This window comes from Streptomyces sp. NPDC099050, from assembly GCF_044759865.1.
Classification (GTDB): domain Bacteria; phylum Actinomycetota; class Actinomycetes; order Streptomycetales; family Streptomycetaceae; genus Streptomyces.
On the sequence record NZ_JBIWAE010000009.1, the window covers coordinates 301,453 to 317,291 of the forward strand.

The 15,839-nt window shown below is 72.5% G+C and carries 14 protein-coding genes and 1 pseudogene; 1 reads left to right on the forward strand and 14 read right to left on the reverse strand.

The features are described from left to right. The first annotated feature begins 4 nt into the window (after window positions 1-4). Window positions 5-754 (forward strand): DNA polymerase beta superfamily protein, encoded by a 750-nt coding sequence (locus tag ACIQV3_RS18335; protein ID WP_403713411.1) that lies wholly within the window; start codon window positions 5-7, stop codon window positions 752-754. Here the strand turns inward: ACIQV3_RS18335 and ACIQV3_RS18340 are convergent. The 14 genes and pseudogenes from ACIQV3_RS18340 to ACIQV3_RS18405 all read right to left on the reverse strand — a co-directional run. Continuing rightward, window positions 751-1,491, reverse strand: coding sequence for a DNA polymerase beta superfamily protein (locus ACIQV3_RS18340; RefSeq protein ID WP_403713441.1), 741 nt, complete (start codon window positions 1,489-1,491; stop codon window positions 751-753). The genes ACIQV3_RS18335 and ACIQV3_RS18340 overlap by 4 nt on opposite strands. 15 nt (window positions 1,492-1,506) lie before the next feature. Continuing rightward, on the reverse strand, window positions 1,507-2,550 hold the full coding sequence (locus tag ACIQV3_RS18345) for an ADP-ribosylglycohydrolase family protein (protein ID WP_403713412.1): 1,044 nt from the start codon (window positions 2,548-2,550) through the stop codon (window positions 1,507-1,509). Further along, on the reverse strand, window positions 2,547-3,317 hold the full coding sequence (locus ACIQV3_RS18350; RefSeq protein ID WP_403713413.1) for an NUDIX hydrolase: 771 nt from the start codon (window positions 3,315-3,317) through the stop codon (window positions 2,547-2,549). The genes ACIQV3_RS18345 and ACIQV3_RS18350 overlap by 4 nt, the downstream gene beginning before the upstream one ends. Further along, window positions 3,314-4,468, reverse strand: coding sequence for an AAA family ATPase (locus ACIQV3_RS18355; RefSeq protein ID WP_403713414.1), 1,155 nt, complete (start codon window positions 4,466-4,468; stop codon window positions 3,314-3,316). Before ACIQV3_RS18355 ends, ACIQV3_RS18350 begins: the two co-directional genes overlap by 4 nt. Continuing rightward, window positions 4,465-5,097, reverse strand: coding sequence for a nicotinamide riboside transporter PnuC (pnuC, locus tag ACIQV3_RS18360; RefSeq protein WP_403713415.1), 633 nt, complete (start codon window positions 5,095-5,097; stop codon window positions 4,465-4,467). The genes ACIQV3_RS18355 and pnuC overlap by 4 nt, the downstream gene beginning before the upstream one ends. Window positions 5,098-5,219: 122 nt before the next feature. Next, complete coding sequence (locus ACIQV3_RS18365; protein WP_403713416.1) at window positions 5,220-6,839, reverse strand: pseudouridine synthase; 1,620 nt, start codon at window positions 6,837-6,839, stop codon at window positions 5,220-5,222. Next, on the reverse strand, window positions 6,839-7,471 hold the full coding sequence (gene scpB / locus ACIQV3_RS18370; protein WP_403713417.1) for an SMC-Scp complex subunit ScpB: 633 nt from the start codon (window positions 7,469-7,471) through the stop codon (window positions 6,839-6,841). The genes ACIQV3_RS18365 and scpB overlap by 1 nt, the downstream gene beginning before the upstream one ends. Further along, window positions 7,468-8,412 carry a segregation and condensation protein A gene (locus ACIQV3_RS18375; protein ID WP_403713418.1) on the reverse strand — a complete coding sequence of 315 codons (945 nt, stop codon included), beginning with the start codon at window positions 8,410-8,412 and terminating at the stop codon, window positions 7,468-7,470. Before ACIQV3_RS18375 ends, scpB begins: the two co-directional genes overlap by 4 nt. Window positions 8,413-8,648: 236 nt before the next feature. Beyond that, entirely contained in the window at window positions 8,649-9,137 is a 489-nt protein-coding gene (locus tag ACIQV3_RS18380) for a hypothetical protein (protein ID WP_383953705.1), read from the reverse strand. Further along, window positions 9,122-10,159, reverse strand: coding sequence for a ParA family protein (locus ACIQV3_RS18385; RefSeq protein WP_327307468.1), 1,038 nt, complete (start codon window positions 10,157-10,159; stop codon window positions 9,122-9,124). The genes ACIQV3_RS18380 and ACIQV3_RS18385 overlap by 16 nt, the downstream gene beginning before the upstream one ends. Window positions 10,160-10,608: 449 nt before the next feature. Next, on the reverse strand, window positions 10,609-11,724 hold the full coding sequence (gene ald / locus ACIQV3_RS18390; RefSeq protein WP_266876781.1) for an alanine dehydrogenase: 1,116 nt from the start codon (window positions 11,722-11,724) through the stop codon (window positions 10,609-10,611). A 152-nt stretch (window positions 11,725-11,876) separates the two neighbouring features. Continuing rightward, on the reverse strand, window positions 11,877-13,868 hold the full coding sequence (locus ACIQV3_RS18395) for an AAA family ATPase (protein WP_403713420.1): 1,992 nt from the start codon (window positions 13,866-13,868) through the stop codon (window positions 11,877-11,879). A 736-nt stretch (window positions 13,869-14,604) separates the two neighbouring features. Then, window positions 14,605-15,237: an NUDIX domain-containing protein gene (locus tag ACIQV3_RS18400; RefSeq protein WP_403713442.1), complete on the reverse strand. Its 633-nt coding sequence runs from the start codon at window positions 15,235-15,237 to the stop codon at window positions 14,605-14,607. Window positions 15,238-15,329: 92 nt separating this feature from the next. After that, window positions 15,330-15,839, reverse strand: a pseudogene (locus ACIQV3_RS18405) (CTP synthase); the annotation flags it as partial.

The following is a 15,839-nucleotide window of genomic DNA, read 5'->3' on the forward strand; positions in this document are numbered from 1 at the left end:
CGGGATGAACGAGGCCCACCGACACGCATCCACGCCCGAACCGCTCGCGCTCACCCTGGTCAAGGACCACACGGTCTACTCGTGCGTGATCGGTTCGAGGGCGTTCGGCCTGGCGACGGGGGCGAGCGACACCGACCGGCGCGGTGTCTACCTCGCCCCGACGCCGCTGTTCTGGCGCTTCGAGAAGCCGCCGACGCACGTGGAGGGGCCCCGGGACGAGGAGTTCTCGTGGGAGCTGGAGCGTTTCTGCGAGCTCGCGCTGCGCGCCAACCCGAACATCCTGGAGGTCCTCCACTCCCCGCTCGTGGAGGACCTCACCCCGGTCGGTGAGGAACTCCTCTCGCTCCGCGAGGCGTTCCTCTCCCGCCGGGCCCACACCACCTTCAGCCGGTACGCCGTCGCCCAGCGCGGCAAACTCCTCGGCGACCTCCGCAACCACGGCGCCCCGCGCTGGAAGCACGCCATGCACCTGCTGCGCCTGCTCCTGTCCTGCCGCGACCTGCTGCGCACGGGCCGCCTGGTGATCGACGCGACCCCCCACCGCGACCGCCTCCTCGCGGTCCGCCGCGGCGAGCTCACCTGGGAGGAGGTCGACGCGTGGATGACCCTCCTCCAGGAGCAGACCGAAGCCGCCCTCGCCACGACCCCCCTCCCCGAATCCCCGGACCTCCCCCGCGTGGAGGAGTTCCTCCTCCGCACCCGCCGGGCATCGGCGACGGCGACAGGACCGGGACCGCGACCGGCACCGGCTTAGCGCACCCGCCGCCGTACGACGAACTCGTCGAGCGCGTCGAAGGCGTCCGCGTGCTCCGGCAACCGCGAAGCGGCCCGCGCCGCCTCCAGGACCCCGTGCAGGGCCTCGAAGTCCCGTTCCACCCGCCCGCCGTCGATGCCCGCGGCCGCCCCGTGCTCGGCCTCGGCCTTGGCCTCGATCAGCCCGGCCAGATAGTCCGGGGCCTCCGGCACCTCCTCCAGCAGCGTGGGCAGGTGCGCCTGCACCCGTGCCGAGCGCATCAGGTGGACGCCCGTGAGCAGTGCCCGGAAGCTGTAGAGCAACGGCTTGAGCTCGGCCGTCTTCCCGAAGAGCCGCCACTGCGTGTTCGCGAACCCCCGGTAGTGGTGGGCGTGGTGCGAGGTCAGGACGGCGGGGGCCAGGGAGACCAGTTCCTCGTGCGCCGGCGTCGTGTGCACCACCAGGGGCGACAGCAGCTGTTCCAGGACGTAGCCGTTGCGGTTCAGCATGAGCCGGACGAACTTGCGCAGGTCGTGGGTGACCAGGTCCATCTCGGTGCCGTCCCGGAACCACATCCGGCTGCGCGTCTCCTGCGGGTCGCGGAGCGAGACCAGCTCCGCCGCCGGCAGCAGGTGGGCGCCGCGCAGGTCGATGTCGGAGTCCTTGGAGGGGAATCCGTACAGGTGGGCGCCGGAGACCGTCGCGAAGAGCAGCGGATCCGGCTGCTCGGCGACGACTGCGGCCAGGTCGATCTCCATCGCGTTCAGCACCGCTCACGCGTCCCAGAGCGCGCCGAAGGACAGGAGTTCCGCGCGGTATTCGATGCGGCCCTCCCAGTCGCGGGGCCAGGCGTCCGCGCCGAGGTGGGCGCCGGCGAAGGCCCCGGCCAGGCAGGCGATGGAGTCGGAGTCTCCCGCCGTGCAGGCCGCGCGGCGCAGGGCCAGGAGGGGTTCCTCCGGGAAGAGCAGGAAGCACTGGAGGGCCGTGGCCAGGGCCTCCTCCGCGATCCAGCCCTCGCCCGTCGTCAGGCAGGGGTCCGTTTCCGGCGACGGGGTGCGCAGGGCCGCGGCGAGGCGGTCCAGGATCTCCAGGCACTCGTCCCAGCCGCGCGCCATGAAGGACTCGGCCGAGGTGTCGGAGGCCGTCCGCGTCCAGAGGTCGCCGAGCCAGCGCTCGTGGTACCGGGTGCGGTTCTCCAGGGCGTACGAGCGCAGTTGCCCGACCAGGCCGGTCACCTCGGTGCCCCGCGCCAGCAGGAACACCGCCCGTGCCGTGAGGTCGGAGGCGGCCAGTGCCGTGGGGTGGCCGTGGGTCAGGGCCGACTGGAGCTGGGCCGCGCCGGCCCGCTCCTCCTCCGTCCAGCCGGGCACCAGTCCGACCGGAGCCACCCGCATGTTCGCCCCGCAGCCCTTGGAGCCGAGCTGGCTGGCGTCGCGCCAGTCCCGCTCCGGGTGGTTGAGGAGGCTGCAGGCCTTCAGGCAGGTGTTGCCCGGGGCCCGGTTGTTCTCCGGGGAGTGGTACCAGTCCACGAACTCCTCCCGGACCGGGCGGGCGAGGCGCAGCGGGCCGACCCGGCCGCGGTCCGTCGCCGTCCGTATGCCCCGGGCCAGGGCCAGCGTCATCTGGGTGTCGTCCGTGACGATCGCCGGCCGGGGCAGGTCCATCTGCCGCCAGGGGCCGGTCTTGGCCAGGATCCCGGGCACGTCGTTGAACTCCGTCGGGAAGCCCAGGGCGTCTCCCAGGGCCAGTCCGATCAGGGAGCCCGTGGCGGCCCGTTTCGTCGTGGCGGTGGTCGGCGCGGGCGTCGGCGTCGTCATCGTGAGTGTCCTTCCGAAGGGCGCAACAGGGGCGGGTGCAGGGTGTTGGCAGGTCCGGGCCGGTAGAGCGCGGCCGGTTTGCCGCGGCCGCCGGTGAGCCGGGCGGCTCCGGGCACGGCCTCGACGAAGCCGGGCGTGGCCAGGACCTTGCGGCGGAAGTTGGGCCGGTCCAGGGCGGTGTCCCAGACGGTCTCGTAGACGGCCTGGAGCTCGCCGAGGGTGAACTCGGGCGGGCAGAAGGCGGTGGCCAGGCAGCTGTACTCCAGCTTCGAGCCCACGCGGGAGCGGGCGTCGGCGAGGATCTCCGCGTGGTCGAAGGCCAGTCCGAAGGCCGGCGCGCACGCCTCCCCCACCGGCACCCAGCGGGCCCGGTCCGCGTCTCCGCCGCCCCCGGCCACCGGTTCGGGCAGATCGGGAACGAGTGCGGTGAAGGCCACCGAGACCACCCGCATGCGGGGGTCCCGGTCCGGTTCGCTGTAGGTGCGCAGCTGGTCCAGGTGCAGGGCGTCGATCACCCGCGCCGACAGGCCGGTCTCCTCGGCCAGTTCGCGCCGGGCGGCGGTCTCCGCGGACTCCCGCGGCAGGAGGAATCCGCCGGGGAGCGCCCAGGCGCCCGCGTACGGTTCCTGCGCGCGCCGGATCAGCAGCACGTGCAGGGTCCCGCCGCGCACGGTGAAGACGGCGAGGTCCACGGTCACCGCGAAGGGCGCGAAGGCGTGCGGGTCGTAGGCGTACGCGTCATCGTGCCCGGGTCCGGTGTCACTCATCGGCTCCGCGCCCCGGTCCGCCCGGCCGCCTGACCGGCCGACTGACCGGCCGACTGACCGGGCACCTCCCCGGCCACCCGCTCCGGCAGCGGATCCGCGAACGGCCAACCCTCCGCCAGGAGTCCGTCGACGGCCGCCACCGCCGCCGCGAGCCGCGCGCGCCGGTCCCCGCGGACCACCAGGAAGCGCTTCCCGGTCCGTTCCAGCTCCTCCAGGAACCGCCCGGTCATCCACGGCCGGATCTCCTCCCCGTCCCGCAGCCCGTCGTCCTCGAAGGGCACGTCCACGTGGTCGGTGAGCAGGTACAGGTCCCGCCGCGTCCCGGCGGCGATCCGCTCGACCTCAGCACTGCGCGCGCCCGTGTACCGCTCGTGCCAGATGCCGGTGGCGAAGGAGTCGGTGTCGCAGAAGAGCACCGGTGATCCCAGCCGGGCCGCCCGCTCCTCGTCCGCGTCCTGCCGCCGCGCGATCACCGGGAACTCCGCCGAGGTGAAGCTCACGTCCGCCCAGGTCGCCGCCGGGTCGGCCGCGCGCGCCGCCGCGAGCCGCTCCTCGCTGTACTTCCGGCCGTGCTCCGCCACCCAGCCCGTCTTCGCCCACACCCCGCCGCGCCCGCGCCAGTGCTCGGCCAGGGCCCGCGACAGCGTGGTGGTGCCGGTGGACTCGGCGCCGAGCACGACGATCCGCCGGGTCAGTGCCGCCCGTACGGCGGGCCCCAGGAACTCCCAGTTCCCGACGGGGTCGGCCCGTACGGCCGTACCGGACACCGGGAACAGGGTGCGGTCCCGGTCCACGCAGACCTCCTCGGCGCCGAACCGCCGGGCGAGTTCGCTCCCGTAGGCCTCGGAGGTGAAGACGGCGTCGACCGGGCGGGGCACCGCGGCCCGGAAGATCGCCATGTGCGCCTCCCAGACCGCCGGGTCGTGGAGGTCGACCGGGATGTCGTCGACCGCGCCGACCACCTCGGCCCCCGGGTGCGCCTCGCGCATCCAGGCGACCCGGTCGGCGAGCGGTACGGATTCCACCGAGGACGCGCAGACCAGTACGGTCAGCCGCTCGCACTGGTCCTGCGCGGTGCGCACCAGGTGGTGGTGGCCGGCGTGCGGCGGATAGAACTTGCCGAGGACCAGGCCGTGGCCGTGGCGCTTCACGGAGTCACCGCCGTCGCCGTCTCCGTCGTCTCCGCCGTCGCCGCCTTCGCCCCGCGGGCCGGGAGCGCCCGGCGCCAGCCGAGCAGTCCGGCGACGCACAGGGCGAGGAAGCCGACGTAGAGCAGGGAGGTCAGGTAGAGCCCCTTGGAGGCGTACAGCGGGATGTACACGAGGTCGGCGGCGATCCAAAGCCACCAGGACTCGACGAGCTTGCGGCACTGCCCGTACGTGGCCGCGAGCGAGAGCCCGGTCGTGAGGGCGTCCCAGAACGGGACGGTGGAGTCGGTGGCCCGGCCCAGCAGCAGGGTCAGGCCGAGCACCGCCACCGCTCCCGCCACGGCCAGCAGGGTCCACTCGGCGGCCGTGGTGCGGCGCACCGGCAGGGCCGTGGTGGTGCCTGGTCCACCCCCGTGGGTCCAGGACCACCAGCCGTACGCGGCGAGGGCGATGAAGACGATCTGCAGCCCGGCGTCGGCGTAGAGGCCCGCCTGGGCGAAGAGCACGATGAAGAAGACGTTGTTCGCGATGCCGATCGGCCAGTTGGCGATGTGCTGCCGGGCGACCAGCCAGACGCACACGGCCCCCGTGACGAACCCGAGGATCTCGGTCCAGCTCGTCTGCCATCCCATGACGCCCCCAATCCCTTTATAGTCAGACTGACTATAAACAGGGTCGGGGGGTCCGCACAACCAAAAAACCCGCGGCGCCCGAAGGCACCGCGGGTTCTGGAGGCCCGTGGGGGCCGGGGGTCCTACAGACCGACCTCGCGCATGAGCATGCCGACCTCGGTGTTGGTCAGGCGGCGCAGCCAGCCGGACTTCTGGTCACCGAGCTCGATCGGGCCGAAGGAGGTCCGCACGAGCTTCTCGACGGGGAAGCCGGCCTCGGACAGCATGCGGCGGACGATGTGCTTGCGGCCCTCGTGGAGGGTCACCTCGACCAGGTAGTTCTTGCCGAGCTGGTCGACGACGCGGAAGTGGTCGGCGCGGGCGTAGCCGTCCTCCAGCTCGATGCCGTCCTTGAGGCGCTTGCCGATGTCGCGCGGCAGCGGGCCGGTGATCGCGGCCACGTAGGTCTTCTTCACCCCGTACTTCGGGTGCGTGAGGCGGTGGGCCAGCTCACCGTGGTTGGTGAGCAGGATGATGCCCTCGGTCTCGGTGTCGAGCCGGCCGACGTGGAAGAGACGCGTCTCACGGTTGGTGACGTAGTCACCGAGGCACTGACGGCCGTCCGGGTCCTCCATGGTGGAGACGACGCCGGCCGGCTTGTTCAGCGCGAAGAACAGGTACGACTGGGTGGCGACGGTCAGGCCGTCCACCTTGATCTCGTCCGAGGGCTTCACGCGCTTGCCCTGCTCGAGGACGATCTCGCCGTTGACCTCGACGCGGGCCTGCTCGATGAGCTCCTCGCACGCACGGCGCGAACCCATGCCGGCCCGGGCGAGCACCTTCTGCAGACGCTCACCCTCCTCCTCGGCGCCCGGGAAGGTCTTCGGGGTCTTGATCACGGGCTTGTCGGCGTACCGGTCGCGCACGCGCTCCTCGATCCGCGCCTCCAGCTCGCGCGGCTTGGACTGGCCGCTGCGGGAGCCGGGGCCGATGCGCGGGCCGCCTGCGCCGCCGATGCCGGGGGTACGGGAGACCTTCGGGCCGCCCTTGGCGCCGCCGCGGGCCGCCGCGCCACGGGCGCCGCCACCGCGGTTGCCGTCAGCCGCGCCGCGGGCACCGCCGCCGCCCGCCTTGGCACCGCCGCGGCCGTTGCGCTCGCCCTCGGGGCCGACGTCGTAGCGACGCTCCTCGGGACGGGGGTTGCGGATGCGGGGGGCTTCCTCGCGGTCACGGTCGGAGCCGCCGCCCTGGTAGCCGCCGGAGGAGCCGCCACCCTGGTAGCCACCGCCCGAACTGCCACCGCGCGAGCCGCCACCCTGGTAGCCACCACCGGAGGAGCCACCGCGCGAGCCGCCGCCGGAGCTGCCGCCACCCTGGTAACCGCCGCCGGAGGAGCCGCCACGGGAGCCGCCACCCTGGTAGCCACCACCGGAGGAGCCGCCGCGCGAGCCGCCGCCGGAGCTGCCGCCACCCTGGTAGCCACCGCCCGAAGAGCCGCCGCGCGAGCCGCCGCCGGAGCTGCCGCCACCCTGGTAACCGCCGCCGGAGGAGCCGCCACGGGAGCCGCCACCCTGGTAGCCACCGCCCGAGGACCCACCGCGGGAGCCGCCGGAGCCGCCGCCCTGGTAGCCACCGCCCGAGCTGCCACCGCGGGAGCCACCACCGCCGCCGGAGCCGCCGCGGGGGGCGCTACCGCGCCCGCCACCACCGCCGCCGCCGCTGTTCCTGTTGCCGCCACCGTTGCCGTTGCCGCTGCTTCGCATCAAAGTTCCGTCGTCTTGTCGTCTTCATCGGTATCCGGAGAGTCCGGATCGAACGACGGAACACCCTCTTGCGTCTCGGCTTCGATCGCGTCCGCCTCGGGGAGGAAGGGCGCGAGCTCCGGGAGCTCGTCCAGGCCACGCAGGCCCATCCGCTCCAGAAAGTAGTTCGTCGTCCTGTACAGGATCGCACCTGTTTCGGGTTCCGTCCCCGCCTCCTCCACCAGACCCCGCTGGAGGAGGGTGCGCATGACCCCGTCGCAGTTGACTCCGCGGACCGCCGAGACCCGCGACCGGCTGACCGGCTGGCGGTACGCGACCACCGCCATCGTCTCCAGCGCCGCCTGGGTGAGACGGGCCTGCTGGCCGTCCAGGACGAAGGCCTCGACCGCCGGCGCGCAGTCCGCCCGGCTGTAGAACCGCCAGCCCCCGGCGACCAGCCGCAATTCGAATCCGCGGCCCTGGGCCCCGTACTCGTCCGCGAGCTCGCGCAGCGCCCCCGCGACCTCGCGGGGGGTCCGCTCCAGCACCTTGGCCAGGTGCGCCTCGGTCGCCGGCTCGTCCACGACCATGAGGACGGCCTCCAGGGCCGGCTTCAGGGCCAGACCCGCCACGGGGGTCGACACCTCGTTCATTCCTTGGCCTCCACGATCTGGTCGAACTCGTCCGTCACCGTCGGCATGCCGTCCCCGTCCCCGCCGCTCCAGCGCACCGTGAGCGTCTCCAGGGCCTCCTCCTGGTCCAGGACCACCGCCTTCTCCCGGTAGAGCTCCAGGAGGGCCAGGAAGCGCGCCACGACGGTCAGGGTGTCGGCGGCGTCCTCGGTGAGTTCCTGGAAGGTGGCCTCGCCCCGGGCCTTGAGCAGCGCCACGACCAGGCCGGCCTGCTCCCGGACGCTCACCAGGGGCGCGTGGATGTGGTCCACGTACACCTGCGGCTTCGCCCGCGGCTGCATGGCCTTGACCGCGAGCCGGGCCAGCCCCTCGCCGCCGATGCTGATGACCACCTCGGGCAGCAGCTCGGCGAGGTGGGGCTCCAGCCCGACGGTGCGCGGGTAGCGCTTGCCCTCGGTCTCGGCCCGGTCCTGGAAGATCTCGGCGATCCGCTTGTACGCCCGGTACTGCAGCAGCCGTGCGAACAGCAGGTCCCGGGCCTCCAGCAGCGCGAGGTCCCCCTCGTCCTCGACCTCGGCGACGGGCAGCAGCCGGGCCGCCTTCAGATCGAGCAGGGTGGCGGCGACGACGAGGAACTCGGTCGTCTGGTCGAGGTCCCAGTCGGGCCCCATGGCACGGATGTGCGCCATGAACTCGTTGGTGACCTCCGACAGCGCGACCTCGGTGACATCCATCTTGTGCCGGGAGATCAACTGCAACAGCAGATCGAAGGGCCCCTCGAAGTTCACGAGCCGTACGGTGAACCGCCCGTCCCCCACCCCCTCGGCCCCGTGGGGCTCCTGCAGGCCAGGAACGGCCGCGACAGGGGGAGCGGCACCCTCCTCCTCCCCCGGTACGGAGGCACCCGGGCCGCGGCCCAGCGAGCGGCGGGGCGGGGGGCCGGGTTCGGCGGGAGGGGGCATGGCGATCCAGGGTGGTACGGAGGAAGCGGCTGATCGGGGCCGGAGCCCAGTCCCCAAGACTCCCACGCACCACCACACAGGAGCAGCGATGACCCCGGCAATTCCCAGCCGGACCGGGCAACCCCAGCCGGCCGGGCAATCTCAGCCGTCCGGCGTTCGGGGACCGGGGTCTGGGGCGGAGCCCCAGGACCTTTCAGTAGGTCCGGCGTCCGACCCGCCCAAGCCCCCCGCAGGGGTCAGCGCCCCCGCAACCGCCGCACCAGGATGCTCGCGTCACCGCGGGACTCCAGATCCGCCAGCACCACCGCGACGGCCTCCCGCACGATCCGCCCGCGGTCGACCGCGAGCCCGTGCTCCCCGCGCAGCACCAGCCGAGCGTGTTCCAGGTCCATGAGCTCCTCCGCGGAGACGTAGACCGTGATCTTCTCGTCGTGCCGCTCGCGCCCGCTGGGCCGCCGGTTCGCACCCCGGCCCTGCCCCTTCCCCCGGCCGGGGGTGGGGGCGGGGACGGCGTTACCGGAACCTTCCTGCGGACGCCGCTGCGGGCCGACGCCCGGCTCCGTACCGGCCTCAGCCTCCCGGCTGCGACCCTCTCCCGCCGTGCCCTCCGCCGCCGACGCGGCGTGCTCGACCCCCCGCGACGACGGCGAGGACGAGGTGAGCGCCATCCCCCCGGTCGTACGGAACAGTTCGTCGGCTCCGGGCAGACTCACTCGGCGGGACACCGGGCGAGCACCTCCCTGGCCAGCTGGCGGTAGGCGGCGGCGCCGACGGAGTTGGACGCGTACGTGGTGATCGGCTCGCCGGCGACCGTGGTCTCCGGGAACCGCACCGTACGGCCGATGACCGTGTGGTAGACGTGGTCGTCGAAGGCCTCGACGACGCGCGCCAGCACCTCGCGGCTGTGCACCGTACGGGAGTCGTACATCGTGGCGAGGATGCCGTCGAGCTCCAGGTCCGGGTTGAGCCGCTCCTGCACCTTCTCGATGGTCTCGGTCAGCAGCGCCACACCGCGCAGTGCGAAGAACTCGCACTCCAGCGGCACGATGACCTTGTGAGCCGCCGTCAGGGCGTTCACGGTCAGCAGACCGAGCGAGGGCTGACAGTCGATCACGATGTAGTCGTAGTCGGGCAGCAGGGGCTTCAGGGCCCGCTGCAGCGTCGACTCGCGCGCGACCTCGCTGACCAACTGCACTTCGGCAGCGGACAGGTCGATGTTGCTCGGCAGCAGGTCCATGTTGGGGACCGCCGTCTTCAGCAGCACCTCGTCGGCCGACATGCCCCGCTCCATGAGCAGGTTGTAGACCGTCAGGTCGAGTTCCATCGGGTTGACCCCGAGGCCGACCGACAGCGCGCCCTGCGGGTCGAAGTCGACGAGCAGCACCCGTCGTCCGTACTCCGCCAGCGCCGCACCCAGGTTGATGGTCGACGTGGTCTTGCCCACGCCGCCCTTCTGGTTGCACATCGCGATGATCGTCGCCGGACCGTGGTCGGTCAGCGGGCCCGGGATCGGGAAGTACGGCAGCGGCCGTCCGGTCGGGCCGATCCGCTCACGGCGCTGGCGGGCAGCGTCGGGGGCGAGAGTGGCCGCGTACTCGGGGTCGGGCTCGTACTCCGCGTCGGGGTCGTAGAAATGCCCCTCGGGCACCTGTTCGTAGTCGGCGAAACCCACGGGCTTGTCGCCGCTCAGGTCGCCGGCCCTGGAGTTCACGTCTAGGCCGTCCATGCTCTTTTGGGGCGTCGTCATGTGCTGGTGGTTTGCGAAGGTGCGGACCGCTACGGATCCCACGGCTTCGATTCCGGCAGGACCCTGGCCCCGCGCAGGCCCTCCTGCTCGACCACCTCCAGGAGCAAATGTCGACTCATTCACAAGTCGTCTTACCTCCTCGGACGTGACCAGGACACTTATCGATAGGTCAGCGTGGCACCATGCCGACGGTTGGCGACTCTATGGCGTGTCACCACTCAGCGGCAACACAATCCGCCGGACCCGCCGCGATGTGTCGGCAACCGAACACGACTCTGTCAAGGGCGCACGAGCTGTCGCCGGGAAGTTTCGCGGGTGTGCGAAAGGGTTAAAGGGTTACGTTCGAGGCGAGTTGAGCGGCCTCGCGGGCTACCCCGAGTACGCCTCCGGCCGGACCTCGCGAGCAAGGTCCGGCCGGATACGTGAGATTGACGTCAGTCGTTGACGACTTAGCCGAGCAGCGTGCTCAGCTCGAGGGTCTCGAGGCCGTGCGCCTCGGCGACCTCACGGTAAACGACCTGGCCATCATGGGTGTTGAGGCCCAGCGCGAGCGCGGGGTCACGACGCAGCGCCTCGACCCAGCCGAGGTTCGCGAGCTGCACGATGTAGGGCAGCGTGGCGTTGGTGAGCGCGTAGGTGGAGGTGTTCGGCACCGCGCCCGGCATGTTGGCGACGCAGTAGAAGACCGAGTTGTGGACCTGGAAGGTCGGCTCGGCGTGAGTGGTCGCGCGGGAGTCCTCGAAGCAGCCGCCCTGGTCGATCGCAATGTCGACAAGGACACTTCCGGGCTTCATCTTGGCGACGAGCTCGTTGGTGACCAGCTTCGGGGCCTTCGCACCCGGGATCAGCACCGCGCCGATGACGAGGTCGGCCTCGATGACGGCCTTCTCCAGCTCGAAGGCGTTGGAGACGATCGTCTTGATCTTCGTGCCGAAGATCTTGTCGGCCTCGCGGAGCTTGTTGATGTCGCGGTCCAGCAGGGTCACGTGGAAGCCCATGCCGACGGCGATCTGCACGGCGTTCCAGCCGGAGACGCCGCCGCCGATGACCACGCACTCGCCGGCGTGGGTGCCGGGGACGCCGCCGGGGAGCACGCCACGGCCGCCGACCGAGCGCATCAGGTGGTAGGCGCCGACCTGCGGGGCCAGGCGGCCCGCGACCTCGGACATCGGGGCGAGCAGCGGGAGGGCGCGGTTCGCCGTCTCGACCGTCTCGTAGGCGATGGCGGTGGTGCCGGACTCCAGCAGGGCGTCCGTGCACTCGCGGGAGGCCGCGAGGTGCAGGTACGTGAAGAGGGTCTGGTCCTTGCGGAGGCGGTGGTACTCCTCCGCGATGGGCTCCTTGACCTTCAGCAGCAGGTCAGCGGTCGCCCACACCTCGTCGGCGGTACCGAGGATCTCGGCGCCGGCGGAGACGTACTCCGCGTCCGTGATCGAGGAGCCCACACCGGCGTTCTGCTCGACGAAGACCTGGTGGCCGTTACGGACCAGCTCATGCACGCCGGCAGGCGTGATGGCGACCCGGAACTCGTTGTTCTTGACCTCGCGGGGGATGCCGACCTTCATCGTGGCTCACGGTCCTTGGCTCAGGGGATTTTTCGGGCTACTTCAATACAAACCCGTCCACAAGAACGCGCAACGGGATGCACCAGAGGATGACCTGGTGAAGCCAGTCTAATGAAGGATGAGCGGCTGTCTAGCCTTGCAAAGTAATAATCTCAGTCGGAAACGCTGCGGATTTCGCAGGCTGCGGGGTCATCTCCCAGCAATCTGTCGGCCGCGGACCTGTGCAGCCTGGCCGCCGCCGGATCCCCGAGCCGGTCCAGCGTGTCCGCCAGCCGCACCTGGAGCGCGGCCTGAAGCCGCAGGTCCCCGGCCCTGCGCGCCAGCTCCACCGCCTCCCGGCAGGTGTGCAGCGATTCCTCGGGCCGGCCCGCGTATTCCTGGATCCGCGCCATCTCGCTCAACGCCTTTGCCTGGCCCGGGACATCGGCAAGCTTCCGGTAGCCGGCCGAGGCCGCCCGCCAGCTCCGCAGCGCGTCCCCGTACCGGCCCGCGTACGTGTGCACGTTCCCCAGCCGTCCGTACAGCCGCGCCTCGTCCGCCCGCTCCCCCCGCGCGAGCGCGTGGGACAGGGCCCGGCCGAACCAGTCGGAGGCCCGGTGCCAGTCCCCCAGCTCCTGGTGCGCACCGCCTACGGATTCCATCGCGCGGCCCGACGCGTACGGGTCGTTCGCCGCCTTTCCCGCGTCCAGCGCGGCCCGATACCGGTCCAGCGCCTCCCGCGTCCGGCCCGTCTCGGCGTCCAGATCGGCCAGGTTCAGCAGCGCGGCGGCCTGTTCCCGGTACAGATCGCGCCGCTCGGCCACGTCCAGCACGAGCTGGTGCAGCCCGTAGAGCTCGGGCGCGGCCCCGGCGGTGCCGCGGTGCTCGGACAGGGCCCGCGCCAGCGCCGCCACGAACCGGCGCGCCAGGGTGTCCAGCTCCCCGTCGGCCACGGCCAGCGAGGCGGCGGCCAGCAACGCGGGCAGCCGGGTGTTCAGCCAGGTCTCGGCGGCCCGCCGGTCGGCGAAGCGCAGCGCGCGCGGCACCCCGTCGAGCTTCTCGGGCGCCCCGACGGCGCCGCCGGGCCCGTCGTGCCCGTCCGCGTCCGGCTCCGCCATCGCCCGGCAGGACAACAGCAGCCGTACGGTGCGCTCCAGCATCCGGGCCCGTGCGAGCTGAACCTCGGCGGGCCGCTCCTTGGCCTCCAGCAGGGCCTGGAGCAGCGGCGCGAGGCAGCCGGGCAGCAGGTACAGCCCGTCGTGGGCGGGTCTGAGCAGGCCCAGCGCGGCGAAGTCCTCCAGGGTCGACTGCGCGGCGGCGACGGAGCAGCCGGCCAGGGCGGAGGCGACGTGGGAGTCGACCAGGCCCGCGGGGGCGAGCGGAAGCAGCCGCAGGGTTCGCTGGGCCGGCTGCGGGAGCGATTCGTAGACGAGCCTGAAGGCCTTGGAGAGCGGGCCGCCGACGCCGCCGGGCATGTCGTGCAGCTGCTTGCCCACGTCCGCCACGGAGGCCTTGGGGCGCGCGGCGAGCCAGCCGCCCGCGAGGGCGAGCGCGGCGGGCTGGCCGCCGCACTCCTCGGCGAGGGCTTCGGCCGCGCGCGGGTCGTTCGCCGCACGGATGTCGCCGATGCGCTGGACGAGCATGCGGACGGCCGAGGGGGTGTCGAGGCCACCGAGGGTGCAGGGCCGGACGTCCGGGATCCCGGTCAGGGGGCCCTCCGAGGTGACGACGACCAGGCACTCGGGGGTGTCCGGCAGCAGGGCGTCGACCTGGTGCGGATCGGAGGCGTCGTCGACGAGGAGCACCATGCGGCGGCCGGCCAGGGCCGTGCGCAGGGCGGAGCTGAGGTCATCCTCCCCGGCACCGGGCGGGGTGGGCCGCCCGAGCCCCTCCAGGAGGGTGCGAACGGCACGCTCCGTGGCGACGCCCTCGCCCGTGGGGGCGGTGAGCCGGACCCTGAGCACCCCGTCGGGGTAGTCCTCGGCGATCTCGCGCACCAGCGCTTCGGCGAGGGCCGTCCGGCCGGAGCCCGGGCGCCCGGCGACGAGCAGCACCCGGGCCCGCGGGGACTTGGCCTTGCGGCCGGAGAGGGTGTCGAGCCCGGTTCGCGCGATGTCCTCGCGGAGCTCCTTGAGCTCACGCCGCCGCCCGACGAAATCCGTCACGGATCCGCTCCTCTCGCTGCCTTCGGATTGCGAGCGTAGTTCACGCAGAGCGACGGACAGGGTGGAGCGCGGCGGACAAATCGCCCGATCGGATCAGCGGATGGGCACATTTACCTCCTTCTTCACGCCCACCTGTTCGACGCGCCCCTCGCACCGCTGCGCGGGCTTCGCGCCGCTGCGCCGGACTCCGTCCGTCGGTGGCCGGTCGTGGCTGCCGCCACCGCCGTCCCGGCGAGGGGCCGGTGGGCGGGTGCGGCTGGGTCGGCCCTGCGGGGCGAGGTCCCCTACCCGCCCTTCCACCGTTCCCCGGGCGCTGCCCGGACCCCGGTCCTCAAACGCCGGACGGGCTGAATTGGCGCGGGCGGGCCGAAAAGACCGGCCCGGCCGGGCCTGAGCTGTCGCCCGGCCGGGACTGAGCTGTCGCCCGGCCGGGACTGAAATTTCCCCCGGCCGGAGTCGGAAGGCCGGCAGGTCGGTGACGGGGGCGGGGTGGGGTGTTGGCCTGGACGTAAAACGTGATTTGTGGCGCGAGACCACCCCGCGCCCTGTCGGAGTAGGACACAGGGCGCCTAAATCATGCAGTCCAGGCCAACACCCCACCCCGCCCCCGGCACCGACCCCCACCCGCAGCGGGCCCGCACCCAGGCCACCCCCAGCCCCGCCGGCGTTTGAGGCGCAGGGGCCCGGGGACTGGTCCCCGGCAACGGCGCCGCACCCGCACCCGCACCCGCCAGACCTACGCCTCGTACGGCCGGGCCGGCCAGGGGGCGTCCGCCGGGCGGAGGGTGGAGAGGGCCGGGTCGGCCGCCAGGGCCGCCGCGAGGGCCAGGACTCCCGTGACGAGCCCGGGGTTGCCCAGCGAGCCCGCCAGGACACCCCGTACCAGCGAAGGCAGCGCCACCCACGCCACCTCCATGTCCGCCTCCTCCGAGCCGGACTCCGCGTAGCGCTCGCCGTCCGCCTCCGAGACCCCCCGCGCGAGGAAGATCCGGATGGCCTCGTCGGAGCCGCCGGGGGACGCGTAGAAATCGGCCAGCACCCGCCAGTCCTCGGCCTTGACGTGCGCCTCCTCCGCGAGCTCGCGCTGCGCCCCGTGCAGCGGGTTCTCCCCCACGACGTCCAGCAGCCCCGCCGGGAGCTCCCACAGCCGCCGCCGCACCGGATGCCGGTACTGGCTCAGCACCAGCACCCGCCCGGCGTCGTCCAGGGCCAGCACGCACACCGACCCGGGATGCACCTGGTAGTCGCGGCGGGCCACGGACCCGTCCGGCATCCGCACCTCGTCGGAGGCCACCGCCGTCTTCGCGCCCTGGAACGGGCGCCGGGTCGACACCGTCTCCCAGGATTCCGACGTGTCCTTGATCTCCATGCCCGACATGCCCGAAGCCCTCCACAACGCGCGACAGCCGGGTACGGAGATCCGTACCCGGCTGCCTACGTTATGCGGTCGGACCGCGTCGGCTACTTCGCCGCCTGCTGCCGTTCCACGGCCGCCTTGACCAGACCCGCGAAGAGCGGGTGGGGGCGCGTGGGGCGGGAGCGGAGCTCCGGGTGGGCCTGGGTGGCCACCAGGTAGGGGTGGACCTCGCGCGGGTACTCCACGTACTCGACGAGCTTGTTGTCCGGGGAGGTGCCGGAGAAGACGAGGCCGGCCTTCTTCTCCAGCTCACCGCGGTAGGCGTTGTTGACCTCGTAGCGGTGACGGTGGCGCTCGTCCACGTACGCCTGATCGCCGTAGACCTCGCGCACGATGGAACCCTCGGCGAGCTTCGCCGGGTACATGCCCAGACGCATCGTGCCGCCCAGGTCGCCCGCGCCCTCGACGAAGGCCAGCTGCTCCTCCATCGTGGAGATCACCGGGTTCGGCGTCGAGGCATCGAACTCGGTGGAGTTCGCATCCTCGATGCCCGCCAGGTTCCGCGCCGCCTCGATCACCACACACTGCAGACCCAGGCACAGGCCGAGCAGCGG